Annotated in this window: 14 protein-coding genes; 1 reads left to right on the top strand and 13 read right to left on the bottom strand. The window is 43.9% G+C overall.

Annotation, left to right across the window (positions count from 1 at the left end; translation table 11 throughout):
- Positions 1–226 precede the first annotated feature (226 nt).
- Both rpsI and rplM read right to left on the bottom strand, forming a co-directional pair.
- Positions 227–619 (bottom strand): 30S ribosomal protein S9, encoded by a 393-nt coding sequence (gene rpsI / locus AB5Z12_RS12580; protein WP_118580486.1) that lies wholly within the window; start codon positions 617–619, stop codon positions 227–229.
- 17 nt (positions 620–636) lie between these two features.
- On the bottom strand, positions 637–1065 hold the full coding sequence (gene rplM / locus AB5Z12_RS12585; protein ID WP_117853326.1) for a 50S ribosomal protein L13: 429 nt from the start codon (positions 1063–1065) through the stop codon (positions 637–639).
- Positions 1066–1690: 625 nt separating this feature from the next.
- Here rplM and AB5Z12_RS12590 point away from each other — a divergent pair.
- On the top strand, positions 1691–2860 hold the full coding sequence (locus AB5Z12_RS12590) for a cation diffusion facilitator family transporter (protein ID WP_173717156.1): 1170 nt from the start codon (positions 1691–1693) through the stop codon (positions 2858–2860).
- A gap of 109 nt (positions 2861–2969) precedes the next feature.
- On the opposite strand, the gene AB5Z12_RS12595 is transcribed toward AB5Z12_RS12590, so the two are convergent.
- The 11 genes from AB5Z12_RS12595 to AB5Z12_RS12645 form a co-directional block, all read right to left on the bottom strand.
- Positions 2970–4031 carry a sugar ABC transporter substrate-binding protein gene (locus AB5Z12_RS12595; protein ID WP_173717155.1) on the bottom strand — a complete coding sequence of 354 codons (1062 nt, stop codon included), beginning with the start codon at positions 4029–4031 and terminating at the stop codon, positions 2970–2972.
- Positions 4028–5623 carry a response regulator gene (locus AB5Z12_RS12600; RefSeq protein WP_173717154.1) on the bottom strand — a complete coding sequence of 532 codons (1596 nt, stop codon included), beginning with the start codon at positions 5621–5623 and terminating at the stop codon, positions 4028–4030. The genes AB5Z12_RS12595 and AB5Z12_RS12600 overlap by 4 nt, the downstream gene beginning before the upstream one ends.
- A gap of 70 nt (positions 5624–5693) precedes the next feature.
- Positions 5694–7196, bottom strand: a complete 1503-nt coding sequence (locus AB5Z12_RS12605; protein ID WP_173717153.1) for a sensor histidine kinase — start codon at positions 7194–7196, stop codon at positions 5694–5696.
- A complete protein-coding gene (locus AB5Z12_RS12610) occupies positions 7197–8207 on the bottom strand; it encodes a substrate-binding domain-containing protein (protein WP_226838021.1) in 1011 nt (336 codons plus the stop codon).
- Positions 8208–8549: 342 nt separating this feature from the next.
- A complete protein-coding gene (locus AB5Z12_RS12615; protein WP_368357279.1) occupies positions 8550–9707 on the bottom strand; it encodes a sugar ABC transporter permease in 1158 nt (385 codons plus the stop codon).
- A 17-nt stretch (positions 9708–9724) separates the two neighbouring features.
- On the bottom strand, positions 9725–11263 hold the full coding sequence (locus tag AB5Z12_RS12620; protein WP_173771707.1) for a sugar ABC transporter ATP-binding protein: 1539 nt from the start codon (positions 11261–11263) through the stop codon (positions 9725–9727).
- A gap of 98 nt (positions 11264–11361) precedes the next feature.
- On the bottom strand, positions 11362–12489 hold the full coding sequence (locus AB5Z12_RS12625; RefSeq protein ID WP_148461696.1) for a sugar-binding protein: 1128 nt from the start codon (positions 12487–12489) through the stop codon (positions 11362–11364).
- 341 nt (positions 12490–12830) lie between these two features.
- Positions 12831–13574, bottom strand: coding sequence for a tRNA pseudouridine(38-40) synthase TruA (truA, locus tag AB5Z12_RS12630; RefSeq protein WP_330382759.1), 744 nt, complete (start codon positions 13572–13574; stop codon positions 12831–12833).
- 102 nt (positions 13575–13676) lie between these two features.
- Positions 13677–14480, bottom strand: coding sequence for an energy-coupling factor transporter transmembrane protein EcfT (locus AB5Z12_RS12635; RefSeq protein ID WP_118582725.1), 804 nt, complete (start codon positions 14478–14480; stop codon positions 13677–13679).
- Positions 14477–15364 (bottom strand): energy-coupling factor transporter ATPase, encoded by an 888-nt coding sequence (locus tag AB5Z12_RS12640; protein WP_173772748.1) that lies wholly within the window; start codon positions 15362–15364, stop codon positions 14477–14479. Before AB5Z12_RS12640 ends, AB5Z12_RS12635 begins: the two co-directional genes overlap by 4 nt.
- On the bottom strand, positions 15355–16200 hold the full coding sequence (locus tag AB5Z12_RS12645; protein ID WP_118582720.1) for an energy-coupling factor transporter ATPase: 846 nt from the start codon (positions 16198–16200) through the stop codon (positions 15355–15357). Before AB5Z12_RS12645 ends, AB5Z12_RS12640 begins: the two co-directional genes overlap by 10 nt.
- Positions 16201–16206 lie beyond the last annotated feature (6 nt).

Here is a 16206-nt window from a genome sequence, read left to right on the forward strand (position 1 = left end):
TATTTTTACTATTTAGTTTTCAAGGAACAGATGAGCCAATATAACTGGCTTAAGTTGACACTATATTGCTAGCATTGACTTGCGGACCACTAAAAATTGGATGAAATCGGCTCTCGTTTTGCCAAATTTGGTCAAACCATATCAGCCCGTTTAGATATAGCAAAACCCCGGAAAACCTTGATTTTCCGGGGTTTTTGAACCATTTTGATATAGTCTGAGCAGTCGATTATCGTTTGCTGAACTGCGGAGCGCGACGAGCTGCTTTGAGACCGTATTTCTTACGCTCTTTCATACGAGGATCACGAGTAAGGAATCCAGCTGCTTTAAGAACTGGTCTGTACTCTTTGTCTGCCTCAAGGAGTGCTCTGGAGATACCATGTCTGATAGCACCAGCCTGTCCTGTGTATCCGCCACCGTGTACGTTTACAAGAACGTCAAATTTTCCTTCTGTCTCGGTAGCAGCCAGTGGCTGACGAACGATAACTTTAAGTGTATCTAATCCGAAATACTCATCAATGTCTCTTTTATTGATAGTGATTTTACCAGTACCTGGGGTAAGGTAAACTCTTGCTACTGATTTTTTTCTTCTTCCTGTTCCGTAGAATTTTGCGCTAGCCAATGTTTTCTACCTCCTAATTAAAATGTTAAAACTTCCGGTTTCTGAGCCGCATGTTTGTGTTCAGGTCCGGCATAAACGAAAAGTTTTGTGTACATTTCTCTTCCTAATGGTCCTTTTGGAAGCATACCTTTAACTGCCAGCTCAACAACTTTCTCAGGTTTCTTAGCCATCATCTCTTTTAATGTAGTCTCTTTCATTCCACCTACATAATCAGAGTGATTGTAGTAGATCTTCTGATCCATTTTCTTTCCTGTAACTTTAATCTTGTCAGCGTTAACAACGATTACATAATCACCTGTGTCAACGTGTGGTGTAAACTGAGGTTTGTTCTTTCCTCTTAAAACGCTTGCTACGCCAGAAGCCAGACGGCCAAGGGTGCAGCCTTCAGCGTCAACTACATACCATTTTCTCTCGATTTTATCTGGATTAGCCATATAAGTCTGCATGGTTTTACCTCCTGTTATTTATCAACGATTGTTTGTATAAATGCGAATTCTCGCATATGTTAGTAATATGGAAACGATGGTGCAATTACTGCGGAAATGTCCGAAACCGCTGATAAATACCGTCGCCGGGGCTATTGGCTAAAGTATCTCGCACTACGTCACATTGAGTTATTATATTATAAGCCTCCGTTTCTGTCAACCACTTTTTCCCCATATTTCCATCTTTTTTTCAAAAAGTTTTCCACATTCTTCCTGGATTGCTGATCAGCTTTTCCACAAAGCCTGCTTGCTGTCTCCACCTTATACACGCCCATCCACAACAAGTGTCTTTTAGAACAACGATTTATCCACACTTTAATCAGACATTTTATAAATTTTCTCTGGTATTTTTCTCCGCAATGTGCTATATTAGAAAGAATTTATCCACAGGATACACAGTAACTATTTTATTTTTTCAGGTAACTATTCAGCAAGTACTATTCCGCGGAACATTTTCACTATGAAAGCCCCAGGTGGCAGCTGTGGGAATACCGCAGAAAGGTTCACCTTTCTGTGCATCACAAAGCGCGTAACTGTAAAAGAACTGAACAGTTCCTTTTCTTCTTATATTTGAGGTGAAGTTTTTATGATAACATTTTTATCCCGTTTTTTCATCAAAGATTACAAAGACTACAGCTCCCCCCAGGTTCGCCAGTCTTATGGCATGCTCTGCGGAGCTGTGGGAATTGCCTTGAACATTTTTCTTTTTATAGGAAAATGGCTTGCCGGAATCCTAAGCGGCTCTATTGCCATCACGGCGGATGCCTTCAACAACTTATCGGATGCAGGCTCCTCTGTGATCACTCTGGTGGGCTTCAAGCTCTCCGGACAAAAACCGGATACAGAGCATCCCTTTGGACATGGACGCATGGAATATATCTCCGGACTTCTTGTCTCAGTTGCGATTCTGATCATGGGCTTCGAGCTGATCCGCTCCTCCATTGACAAGATCCGCACCCCGGAGCCCATTGAATGCAGCCCGGTTATTATTGCTGTCCTTATTGCATCTATTCTGGTAAAAATATATATGTACTACTATAACCGCACTATCGGTCACAAAATCGACAGTACTGCCATGCAGGCTACAGCCGGAGACAGTTTAAGTGACACAGTTTCCACCAGTCTGGTTCTTCTGGCAACTATCATCAGTCAGCTTACCGGACTGGTGCTGGACGGATGGTTCGGTGTTCTGGTTGGCATTTTTATCTTCTATACCGGAATCACTACAATGAAGGATACCATTGATCCCCTTCTCGGACAAGCCCCGGAGAAAAATTTAGTAGAGGAAATCGAAGAGATCGTTCTTGCCCATCCCCTTGTCCACGGCATGCATGACCTGATTGTCCATGACTACGGTCCAGGCAGACTGATTCTTTCCCTCCACGCTGAGGTTCCCGCCCACGGAGATCTGCTGATCATCCACGATGAGATTGACAACATTGAGCATGAGCTTCAGGACAAACTGAATTGTTCTGCCACCATCCACATTGATCCCATTGTTACAGACAACAAGGAGGTCAATGAAATGCGCAGCCAGATTGAAGAAATCACCCGCAATCTGGACCGCCGTCTTTCCATTCACGATTTTCGCATAGTAGAAGGTCCTACCCACACAAACCTGATCTTCGACGTAGCGGTTCCTTTCGAATGCAAACTCACAAACGTAGAGATCACCAATCTCCTCAAAGAGCGCATCCGCAATATGGACGATGGCAACTATTGTGCTGTGATCCAAATCGACAGAGTATATGCATAAAAAATTCTTTTCCCCCATACAAAAAAAGGCTAGTTCTTCCTGCAGCTACATGAAGAACCAGTCTTTTTGTTATTTCGTCCGCACTGCGTCCGCTTTGAAGCACCTTTCCTTATCGAATATTCAAATAAACATCCTCTCTCGTATGAAATCCCCCATCAATGATCACCTTATCCATATTTTCCGCTGTCACCGCAATTGGATCGATTTTATAATAAGGAATGTCATATGTCCCGTCATTGAAAGTTTCTACCGCCTTGTATTCCCCTTCTCCTGAAGTAATATCCTCTCCTTTGCCAAGCGCTACAGCGAACTCTGCCGCCGTATTCGCTTCCAGTTCAATAGGCTTATAGACGGTCATTTCCTGTGTACCTTCCACAATCCTCTGACAAGCTGCCAGATCCGCATCCTGAGCCACCACAGCAACCTTCCCTGCCAACCGGTTCTCCGACAATACCTTCACTGCCTGACTTGCCAGATCATCATTTCCGCACATCACTCCTACAATATCTTTTGTAACTTCCAACCCCTGAGTCACATAATTTCCGGCCAGCTCTGCCATCCAGTTATCGCAATATTCCGTATAAACCACATTCAGATTACTGCCTTCAATGGCTTTATTGAACCCCCTCACAACTTCATCCACATTTCTGTCTGTAGGAGATCCATTGATGGCAAAAATATTTCCTCCCTCCGGACAAGCCTGGATCAGCGCCTCTCCCATAAGGGTTCCAACCTTTTCATTATCAATGGTAATATACAGATCTGCATTAACATTTTCCACAATGCGGTCATAGCAGATTATATAAATCCCCATTTCCCGGGCTTCCTTCAGCACATCATACAGAGCATTTCCATCAATAGGGATCACCACGATCACATCCATCTTTTTCTTAATGAAATACTCTATCTGGGAGATCTGCTCTTCCACAACGCCTCCGGCCACCTGCACATTCACCTCAGCCCCAAGGCTCTGGGCAGTAGAAACAAACATATCCCGGTCCCGCAGCCATCTCTCAATTACAAAAGAGTCAAAGCTAAGCCCGATCTGCAGCTTATCTTCCTCTTTTGCTTCTTCCTTCTGCGGCTCCTGAGGCTTACTTCCGCAGCCTGCTGCCAATGCAGCTGCCAGGATCAAAACCAGCGACAAGATCAGCCAACGACACTTTCTCATTTTCCATACCTCGCTTTATACTCACTTGGAGTCATATCCATCTGCTTCTTAAAAATCCTGCTGAAATAATTTGGATCTGAATAGCCGCTCTGGATTCCCGCTTCCTTTACGCTCACATTTTCATCCACCAGAAGCTCTTTGGCTTTATCGATCCGGACTCTGGTCAGATACTCAATAAAATTCTCCCCAGTCTCCTCCTTAAAAATCTTGCTGAAATAATAAGGACTGATATTCACCTGGCTGGATACATCATCCAGAGAAATATCCCTGCTGTAATTTTCCTGAATATAAAGCATGGCCTTCTTTACCGCGGAATTAGACTGATCTTCCTTCTGATCCCGGATTGCCCGGCATACATTTACCATCTTTTCCTGAAACCATTTACGAAGATCCTCATAAGTAGAAAGCGACATGGCAGTATCCAAATAGTCTCTGCGGTAACTAAATCCATAATTGATCGCGCCGCTTTCAAAAGCAATCTTCTCTCCCCAGATAATAAACTCCAGTATTTTCAGGCGGATATTATTCATATCCTGTGAATAATGCTCCACCATCCAGTCACAGAAGAAGTTCACCTCCTGGAGCATACCCTCTTCATTTCCTTCCTCAAGGCAGCGGAACATCCGCTTCTCATCATTGCCGGGAAAAGCCTCGTCATAGACACCATTCTGGGAAAGATCCTCTATATGAATTACCCGGCTCAGGCTTCCGTTTAATGCCCGGAGTGCTTCACGGTAAGATCTCTCAAGCTCTTCCATTTCCCATACTCTTCCAATTCCCACACGGAATTTTGCATCCAGTCTGCCTTCCAGCCTTGCCACCAGTTCTCTTGCCTTTTCCACCAGATCAATGCGGTCTTCATAAGGATTCTGAAAAATTTCACAAGGTACTACTACAGGGATACGATTGGACATAATATTTCCAACCACACAAGGAAAAGCAGACTTCACCACATCCCGGAATTCCGGATAAAAGCTCTGGGCTTTCACATTCATTCCAACCGGGCTTACCAGTCTTCCATTTTCATAGCTTTGTCCAAACTGCACCACCATAACATAACCCTGGCTGTATTCAATATCAAGAAGCTGCTGGTAATAATCTGCTGCTGCCATCTCTTTCTGGAAAAGAAGAGAATTTACATAACCAGATTCCACAACCGGGATAACTGTCTCCAGCTTTTCCTGGATTTTCAACAGATTACTTCTCTGATCACGCACCTTATCCACCTTTGCTGTCGCTTCTTCCACCACAGAAATAATCTTACTTTTCGAAATCGGTTTCGTAAGATACTGTTCCACACCAAGATTAATGGCTTCTTTAGCGTAATCAAATTTGTCATATGCGGAAACCACATAAAACAAGGCGGAATTGTTGAACTTCCGGATTTCCCGCATGGCCTGGATTCCGTTAATTCCAGGCATGTGAATATCCATAAACACAATATCCGGGTGAAAAGTCTCCGCCTTCTCGATTACCGCCCTTCCTGTTTTCGCAGTTTCCACACTGCATTTATCTCCGAATTCAGCCAGAATCACTCCTTTAAAAGCCTCCAGCATAAGTCCTTCATCATCTGCTATCAGAATACGGTACATTTTTTTGCTCCCCTTTATTCAGCCTCTGTTCACTGCTCATTGCAGCATACTCCGTGCTATCACTTTTTACTCATTCACTGGTACCTTCAACCTCCACCGGTAAGGTGATATGCACACTGGTTCCAAGTCCCAGACCATCACTTTCTATGGTAAGAAGACCTTTTTGTTTATAATACAGTTCCAATCTGTCAATTACATTTCCTACTGCTATACCTGTAGAATAACGGTCCTCTCCATTATTTCGTGCTTTCCCTGCCATAACAGACCTGATCATCTCCTGTGTCATTCCGGCGCCATTATCACTGACTGTGATTTCCAGATCATCTCCATCCTTGTGAATAGACATTCTGATTTTTCCAGTTTCCATACAGTCGTGGATTCCATGTTGCACTGCATTTTCCACCAGAGGCTGCAAAATCATACTTGGAATCCTGAAATTCCCGATTCCCTCATCCACATCTTTTTCATAATTGATATCTCCGGCAAATCGGACATTTAAAATATAAATATAATTGTCAACTGCATCCACCTCTTCCCAGAGAAGTGCGTCATCCTCCATTTTCCGTACATTATATCGAAAAAAGTCTGCCATCTTTTCCAGAAAAACACCAGTACGCTCTGCATCCTCCAGCATGGCAAGCTGGGCACCAGCATTCAGACAGTTAAACAGGAAATGAGGATTGATCTGAGCCTGAAGATACTTCAGCTGTGCTTCCTTCAGATGGGTCTCCATAAGAAGCTCCCTCTCCTTCATCTGAGCCTGCTTCTCTATACTTTCACGCTGTTGTTTAATATGAATGCGTATGCTGTCCAGCATCTGATTAAAGCTCCGTGTTACCACGCCAACCTCATCCTCGCAGACAACAGGCAGAATTGGCACATTCAGATTTCCCAGGGCAACCTCATGAGCAGTACTGGAAAGCTGGGTCAGCGGCCGGATCATGGATTGCACAAACAGAATGATAATAGCCACGCCTACTGCTGCCACAATGAAAATAACCACCAACGCCAGCCGATACAGTACATCCATAGAAGAAAGCAGGAGCTGGTAATTGGAGGAATTCATCCGGAAACGCAGATTATTCAGCTTGTAAATATAAGAATTGATATATTTATAAAGCTGCAGTTCTTTTTCATAAGAAGCCTTGTACTTCTCAATATTTCTGCCTCGCTTGGCCTGAACAGTCTCGCTGGTCTGATTCAGATAGCTTTCTGACATTCTGCGTATATTTTTTTCCAGCATTTTTACTTCATTGTCCACATTCCGGTCATTCAGCTTATCCAGAAGCTCCCGGTAATCCTGCTCATAGCGATAGTAATTTTCCAGAGCCTTGGTTCCCTTTATATTCAGATATTCGTAAACCGTTCCTTCCAGCTTGTTTAAGGTATCCGAGAGATCATTAATCGCTGCATTGCTGGAAAAAACAGCATCAATCCGGTCTACACCGGTATGGATCTGTTCAAAGATAAAAAAATTGATGCATACTACAAACACCATGACAAGGGCCATAACAAAGCTTAATCTTGTCTGTATGGAATTCTGGACGGAAAGGCTTCCTTTTCTCTCTCTCATTTAATTCCCCTCCGTTCTGTAAGCACCAACATTGCTTCTGGTGATCACATGCTGACCCACACTGTAATAGTTGCTGGTATGTCCCAAGGAGGAAAACTCTTCCAGGGCATTCACGCTGTATCTTCCGATTTCATCCATATCCAGAGCGATAGCCGAAGAAATAATCCCTTTGCTGATACCATCCAGAATTACATCGGAATAATAAAAACCAACTACATCCACATTTCCAACCTGGTTATAGTCAACCAGAGCCTGGTAAACGCACTCTGTCACAACCTCGTCCATGCACACCAGCACATCTGGCAGGTTCTCCTCGCTTACAAAAATATCCCGGACAAATTCCTCTGTATCAAAGCCAGAGCTGCTGTCAATGTTGTATTCTGAAATCGTTACGGTCTGATAATCCTTCTTTTTTTCCTCCAGTTCTTTTTTAATCTGGTAATAGATCAGATTGGTCTCCTGTGTCTTGGACTGGGAATTTGACAAAAGAAGGACCTGCGTATTCTCATGCTCCTTTAAAAGTCCAAGGATCTGTTCCGTGTAAGCATTTCCAAGCTGATAACTATTCAGTCCAACAAAGCTGATTCTGGCACTGGAGGAATCATCTGTCAGCACCGTAACTACTGGAATATCCGCATCTGAGGCCTCCTGGATCAGTTCCTGCTCTTCATCGCTTCCATCAGCTTCCAGAATGATTCCGTCCACCTGGGAGGCAATTCCAATACGCAGATAGTCCGCCTGACTATAATTGGAATCGTGTCCGGGCTCGATCAATTCCAGATAAGCATCTGCATCCTTTGCCGCCTGGCTGGCGCTTTCATAGATAGAATCCCACATCAGGGTATTTTCCTCTCCTGATATCATCAGATAATGTTTTGCGTAGCTGGATGCCCCCTCTCCTTCACCAAGATCCACCTGATCCAGTTTTTTCTGGAAATAAATCCAGATTCCAGAGAGAAATAACATACAGCCTACTATAATAAAAAAAACAGTCAATGTGGATTTTTTCATAATTAATAAGTTCCTTTATTGCCCGCGCTTTTGCCTGTAGGCAAACCGCCATTTTATTATAAAATAAATATGCTTTCAAACATCTACAGTTTACCATATTTGCATGCTATATGCAAAAGAAGCCATTGCATTTCTGCAACAGCTCCTTTCTGATTGTTACTGTTCACTCCGTGACCAGCAACACGCTTCGCGATGCACAGAAATCATGCATTCGCATGATTTCGCGCCGCAATTCTCGGGTTTTCTGTGAACTTTGTTCACAAAAAACGCCTCGCGGAACGTCACCAGTGAACAGTAGTTTCTGATTACTTACTGCACTCTCAGCAGTTTTTTGGCAATTATTTAGTTGGATTTTCTATTAGAGATAACATCAAATACAACTGCGATCAGAAGTACGGCACCTTTTACAACATACTGCCAGGAATCACCGATACCCATGATTGACATACCCATGTTGATAACACCAAGGAGAAGAGCACCGATTACAACACCGCCTACAGTACCACTTCCACCGTATGCAGAAGCACCACCGATGAAACAGGAACCGATTGCATCCATCTCGAAGGATGTACCTGTACTACCATTTACAGAACCTACACGTGCTGCGCAGAGAAGACCGGCAAGACCAGCAAGTAAGCCCATGTTTGCATATGCAATGAAATAAACCTTATTTGTATCGATACCGGAAAGCTGTGTTGCTTTCTCGTTACCGCCGATTGCGTAAAAGTAACGTCCAAACGCTGTCTTGGATGTGATGAAGTTGTAGATCATGCAGATTGCAACTACCCATACAAGCATTACGGAGATACCTTTGTACTGATACAATTTGTAGCAATACCACAGAATAACAACTGCAATCACGGCTGCTCTGCTGTAATCAGAAGCTGCGGTATTCTGACGATAACCTTTTTTCGCTTTGTTTGCTCTGGAACGCATAGTGGAGAAAATAATGTAGCATGCGATCAGAACACCAACGATCAGTGCAGAATATTTCTTTCCATCATCAAGTCCAGGAATGTTAATGTAGGATGTAAATACATTCAGGAAAGATTTGTTCTGGATAGATACTGTCTTATTATCCAGTACCAGACGTCCAAATCCACGGAAAATGAACATGCCGGCAAGTGTTGTGATAAATGGAGGAATTCTCTTATAACCAATCCAGTAGCCCTGCCATACACCAACCAGAAGGCCGATTACCAGGCAAAGGAGAATGGTGATAAATGGATTGAAGCCCTTGCTGCCGATCAGGACAGCTGCAACACCACCAACGAAGCAGATAACAGATCCAACAGAAAGATCGATGTTACCACCAGTTAAGATACAGAGTAACATACCACATGCAAGAACCAGTACGTATCCGTTCTGGAGCATAAGGTTTGACATGTTCTGTGCGAAAAGAAGTCGTCCATCAGTCAGAGCACAGAACAGGATAAATACGATTACAAGTGCAATAACCATCGTATATTTTCTTAAAAAGTCTTTTATTTTTGCATTCATTTTGTTTTCCCCCTTCATTATTTCTTCTGATTCTGCATGATATGTGCCATGATGCCTTCCTGGGTAGCTTCTTTCGCATCCAGTTCTCCGGCCATTTTACCTTCATTCATGATATAAATCCGGTCGCACATACCAAGGATTTCAGGCATTTCTGAGGAAATCATGATTACAGATTTTCCCTGTTCCACCATCTGATTGATCAGACAGTAAATATCATATTTTGCACCTACGTCGATACCACGGGTAGGCTCATCCAGAATCAAAATATCTGGTTCTGTGAACATCCACTTTCCAAGAAGGGCTTTCTGCTGGTTACCACCAGACAGGTTACCAATACGCTGCTCATTGGAAGGTGTTTTCGTTCCCATTTCTTTTGTCATCTGCTCCGCCAGCTGTACCTCAAGGTCCGTGTTGATAATTCCATTATCACAGACTTTGTTCAGACGGGCAAGAGTTGTATTGAAACGAATGGACTCATCAAGGATCAGTCCGTTTGTCTTACGGTCCTCAGTTACATATGCAAGACCATGCTGGATGGCTGCACGAGGATCTTTCAAATCTACTTTTTCACCCTTTATGTACAATTCTCCGGAAATTGCACTTCCATAGCTCTTACCGAAGATGGACATTGCCAGCTCTGTACGGCCTGCACCCTGCAGTCCTGAGAAACCAACAACCTCACCTTTATGTACTTTAAAGGAAATATTGTCGTCTACTATTTTTTCCGGATACAGAGGATGATGAACCGTCCAGTTCTTTACCTCCAGCATCACTTCTTTACTTACATTGTGCTCACGTTTCGGATAACGATCTTCCATAGGACGTCCAACCATTCCTTTGATGATCCTGTCCTCGCTTAAGTCATCCACGCCTTTTGTAAGTGTCTCGATTGTGCTTCCGTCTCGAAGAATGGTACAACGGTCTGCACAGTAAATGATCTCATTCAGTTTGTGTGTGATAATAATAGATGTCAGTCCCTGTTTTTTAAATTCCATAAGCAGGTCCAGAAGCATCTTTGCATCTTCATCATTCAGGGATGAAGTCGGCTCATCCAGGATGAGCAGTTTAACATCTTTTGAAAAAGCTTTCGCAATTTCTACCAGCTGCTGTTTGCCGGTTCCGATATCTTTGATCAGGGTCTGGGCAGATTCATGAAGACCTACCTGAGCCATATGTTTCTCAGCCTCGCTGTATGTTTTATCCCAGTCGATGGCTCCTCTTTTATTTTTGATCTCGTTTCCGAGAAACATGTTTTCACCGATGGAAAGCAGTGGGATCAATGCAAGCTCCTGGTGAATAATAACGATACCTTTTGCCTCGCTGTCATTAAGCTTTTTAAACTTACACTCTTCACCCTCGTAGGTAACCGTTCCAGTATAGCTGCCGTATGGATACTGACCACTTAATACGTTCATCAATGTGGACTTTCCCGCACCGTTTTCACCGATCAGCGCATGAATCTCGCCACGCTGAACTTCAAGGTTAACGTTATCCAAAGCTTTGACACCGGGGAATTCCTTCGTAATGTGTTCCATTACTAAAATATTGTCAGCCAAAATGGCGCCCCCTTTCCCATAAAGCAGGCGGGGCTTTTCACCCCGCCCACATTTAAACCTTTATTTTTGATTTGTATGACGTTTTCGTTCAGTCTTCATTAGTTTGCCGGATGAAGATATCCGTCATCATCCATTGTGTAATATCCTGGGTCAACCAGTGCTTCCTGAAGGTTGTCTTTTGTTACAACTGTAGGAACCAGAAGGAAGGATGGGCATTTGTTGCCTTCAGATGTCTCATAGGACTCTGTATCATATGCACACTCGAAATCCCAACCAGATTTTTCAATCAGGGACTCATCAACTGTATCACCAGCCAGCATTGCTTTTGCAAGGTCAAGTGTTACGACTGCTTCATTAGCAACTGCTTTGTAAACGGTCATGGACTGTTTTCCGTCAACGATGTTTGCAAGGTTTGCTTCATCACCATCCTGTCCTGTGATCAGAACTGTGTTATCACCAGCATAGTCAGACTCGATTGCCTGTGTTACACCAAGTGCTGTGGAGTCGTTGGAGCAAAGAGCTACATCAAGCTGTGTTCCGTCTGCATAGTAGGATGCCAGAATATTCTGCATTCTTTCAAGTGCTGTCTGGGTATCCCATGCAGGTGTTGCAACAGAATCAAAATCAGTCTGTCCGGAAACTACATTTAAGGTTCCTGCATCAATGTATGGTTTTAATACATCAAATGCTCCATTGAAGAAGTATCCGGCATTGTTATCAGCAGGATCACCAGCTGTAAACTCGATATTGTATGTCTTGTCTCCAGCATTGTCCAGATCCAGAGAATCTACTACGTACTGTCCCTGAAGGGTACCTACTGTGTAGTTATCAAAAGAAATATAATAGGAAACAGCGTCGGACTTGATCAGACGGTCATAGGAAATAACCGGGATTCCTGCATCTGCTGCTTCATCCATAACTGTATTAAGAGCCTCGCCATCGATAGCTGCTACAACTAACAGGTTAACTCCGTCGGAAATCAGGTTCTGGATATCGTTTACCTGACGGTCTGTCTCGTTGTCAGAGTATGTAAGCTCTACTTCGTATCCAGCATCTTCGAACTGTTTCTGCAGATAGGAACCATCACGATTCCAACGCTCCAGAGACTGTGTAGGCATTGAAATACCGATCTTTCCGCCAGCTGCTCCGTCTTCTGCCATTACTGGAACTGCAAGTGAACCAACTGCCATTGCTGCTACCATTGCCATTGCTACTTTTCTCTTCATGAAAAAACCTCCCGTATCATTTTTATTTGCTATGTTCTATAGCTTTTTGATGGGATTATAATATCATATCGATGCTCTGTGTAAAATGGACTAATTTTGGATTGCTCTTTCATTTTTTGTGTTATGATATGCACAAAATTGTGCTGGGGTGGACATTTTTGTTGTGAAATTATGCTAGATTGTAATTATGTGCTATTGACATTTTTAATGTGTGAAGTGATATGCCAAAAAGAAGTATTGGAAAGGTGCATCTCGAAAATTTGCTATTTAATATGTTGAAAGTTGTCCAAATGCGTCCCTCCTGAAGAACTTTTCAACACATTAAATAGCAACGTTACTCATTAATCAAAGAACTGTATCCCCATCAGGGTGAGTCCCTGCGCCGGTGCGGTAGGACCAGCAGCGGAACGGTCTTTGGCATCCAGGATTTTCTGCATGCGCTCCGGTGGATACTGTCCATTTCCGATTTCAATCAAGGTGCCGGAAATAATGCGGACCATATTATAGAGGAAACCAGTTCCCGAAACGCGAATCGTAACTATGTCACCATCACGGAAAACTTCAATTCCGGTAACTGTACGGATAGTTGTTTTCACCTGGGCTCCGGAGCCGCAGAAACTGGCAAAATCATGCCTTCCGATCAGGTAGGATGTTGCCTCTCTCATTTTGTCCACATCTAATTTGTAATGATAGAAATAGGAATAAAGCCGCTCTGTTGGTACCGGAAATTTGCGGTTCAGAATGCGATATTCATATGTTTTCTCACTGTCACAGTATCTTGGATGGAAGTCCGGTTCCACTTCTTCGGACATCTGAATCCGGATATCCTCCGGCAGACGCTGGTTCAGAGCATAAGAAATCTTCTCTCCCGGGATACGGGTGTTGGTGTCAAATACCGCTACGTTTCCAAGGGCGTGTACGCCTGCATCTGTACGACTGGCACCAATCGTTTCAATCTTTTCTCCCAGAAGCTCAGAAAGTGTATCATTCAACACTCCCTGTACTGTAATTCCATTGGGCTGTGTCTGCCAGCCACAATAATTCGTTCCATCATATGCTACAACAAGTCCAATTCGTTTCATCATCTTTCTCCTTGTGAAAATTCCCTCATCTGCATCCGTAGTCTATTTTAAGACTCTGAATACAGATGAGGGAACTATAACTTTTTAAATGGATGTTCAGTCGATTTAAATTCCAGCTGCCCTAAATCCAATTGCAACAGCCAGATACGCTGCCAAAATCACATATGCCATATGATCTCTTTTTTTATAACAAAGCGGTTTCATCTGGGTACGGTTATCGCCGCCATGATAGCATCTTGCTTCCATGGCCATGGCCAGATCATTTGCACGGCGAAATGCGGAAATAAACAGCGGCACCAGAAGGGGAACCATGTTCTTCGCCTTCTGGATCAGATTCCCATTCTCGAAATCAGCTCCGCGGGCGATCTGCGCTTTCATGATCTTATCCGTTTCTTCCAGAAGAATAGGGATAAAACGTAGGGCGATCGACATCATCATAGCAATATCATGCACTGGTACATGGAGCTTATTCAGCGGGCGGAGCAGACGCTCCAGACCATCAGTCAGCTGGTTAGGCGTAGTCGTCAGTGTCATAATGGAAGAACCGATCACCAGATAAACCAGTCGGATCGCCATAGTACCTGCCAACACCAGACCTTCCTTTGTTACCTTAATAAATCCCAGCTTCCATACCACCTCACCAGGGGTAAGAATCATATTAAAAAATATGGTGATCAGAAGCAGCATGAAAATAGTCTTCAGACCTTTAAAAATAAACTTCACCGGAACCTTGGACAACAGGATCATTCCTGCAAGAAATATAGTAGCCACTGCATATCCTGCGAAGGTGTGAAACAAAAATACAGATACAATAAATCCAATGGTTCCTACCAGTTTGGTTCTTGGATCCAGCTTGTGAATCACGGAATCTGCCGGATAATACTGTCCGATCGTAATATCTCTGATCATTCGCTTCTGCCTCCCTTCTTAAGAAGTGAAGGCTTCTGCTTCTTTAAAGCTTCCAGAATCGTATCCCTGGCTTCCTCCACAGTGGTAGCTGTGGTATCCACATTCAGGCCATTTTCGGAAAGCGCATGCATGATATAGGTGATCTGCGGTGCCGCAAGTCCCATTTCTTCCAGTTCCTTATAATGGGAAAATACATTCTTCGGTGTATCGTCAAACACCATTTCCCCATGATTCATAACGATCAGGCGTTCCACATATTTGGCAATGTCCTCCATGCTATGAGAAACCAGGATAATGGTAATTCCTCTCATCTTATGAAGAGCCGCAATCTGATCCAGAATGTCATCTCTTCCCTGTGGGTCGAGCCCTGCAGTAGGCTCATCCAGGATCAGGATTTTCGGGTTCATTGCCAGAACACCTGCAATGGCAACCCGTTTCTTCTGGCCTCCTGAAAGCTCGAAAGGAGACTTGGTAAAATTCTCTTCCTTCACACCTACATGGGCAAGGGCCTTTTTTGCCTCTTCCTCAGCCTGCTCCCTGGAAAGTCCCTGATTCATAGGGCCAAAGCAAACATCTGCCAGAACTGTATTCTCAAACAGCTGGTGCTCCGGATACTGGAATACCAGCCCCACCTCACTTCGAAGAGCCCGGCGGTTATAATTCTCCGCCCACACGTCTTCTCCATTATAAAGGATCTGACCGCTTGTAGGCTGGATCAAAGCATTAAAATGCTGGATCAAGGTTGATTTTCCACTTCCAGTATGACCGATCACACCAATGAACTGTCCATCCGGAATTACAAGATTTATATCTTTCAGGGCGTGGCTTTCATAAGCAGTACCCTGACTGTAAGTATAGGTCACGTTCTTAAGCTCTATCGACATAATGCACCCACCAATTCCTCTTTCGTCAGTATTCCTTCCGGAATGTCCACGCCAGCCTTGTGAAGCTCATGGGCGAGCAATGTCACCTGGGGTACATCCAGCCGGTATTTCTTCAGTGTCTCTACCTGGGAAAAAATTTCTCTTGGAGTTCCCTGCATTACCACATTTCCACCATCCATCACATAAACCTTGTTGGCATGGATCACTTCTTCCATATAATGGGTAATGAGGACAACGGTTACATTTTCTTTTTTATTGAGCTCGGAAACGGCTTTCAATACTTCCTTCCGGCCATTCGGATCAAGCATTGCAGTTGGCTCGTCCAGTACAATACAGCTTGGACGCATCGCCACAACACCTGCGATGGCCACTCTTTGTTTCTGGCCTCCGGAAAGCTTGTTCGGAGACTGATAACGGTAAGCGGTCATTCCTGTCTTTTTCAGACTGTCATCCACACGCTTCCAGATTTCGTCTGTAGGTACTCCCATATTCTCAGGACCAAAGCCTACATCCTCTTCCACAACCGTACCAATGATCTGGTTGTCCGGATTCTGAAAAACCATCCCCGCTTTCTGGCGGATTTTCCACAGCTCCGGCTCCTTGGCTGTGTCCATATCATCCACCCACATGGTTCCCTCTGAAGGGATAAGCAATGCATTTATCTGCTTCGCCAATGTGGATTTTCCGGAACCATTGTGCCCCAGAACGGCCACAAAATCGCCGGCTTCAATGTCCAGGTTTACATCATTGACAGCACGCTGCGTTGCTTCCACATTGCCGTCCTCATCATACTTGAGATAGTCAAATCCCAGCTTGAATGCCTTGATAATTCCCATATTCTT

The organism is Ruminococcus sp. RTP21358st1_G6_RTP21358_211008, from assembly GCF_040908885.1.
Lineage (GTDB): Bacteria > Bacillota > Clostridia > Lachnospirales > Lachnospiraceae > Blautia_A > Blautia_A faecis.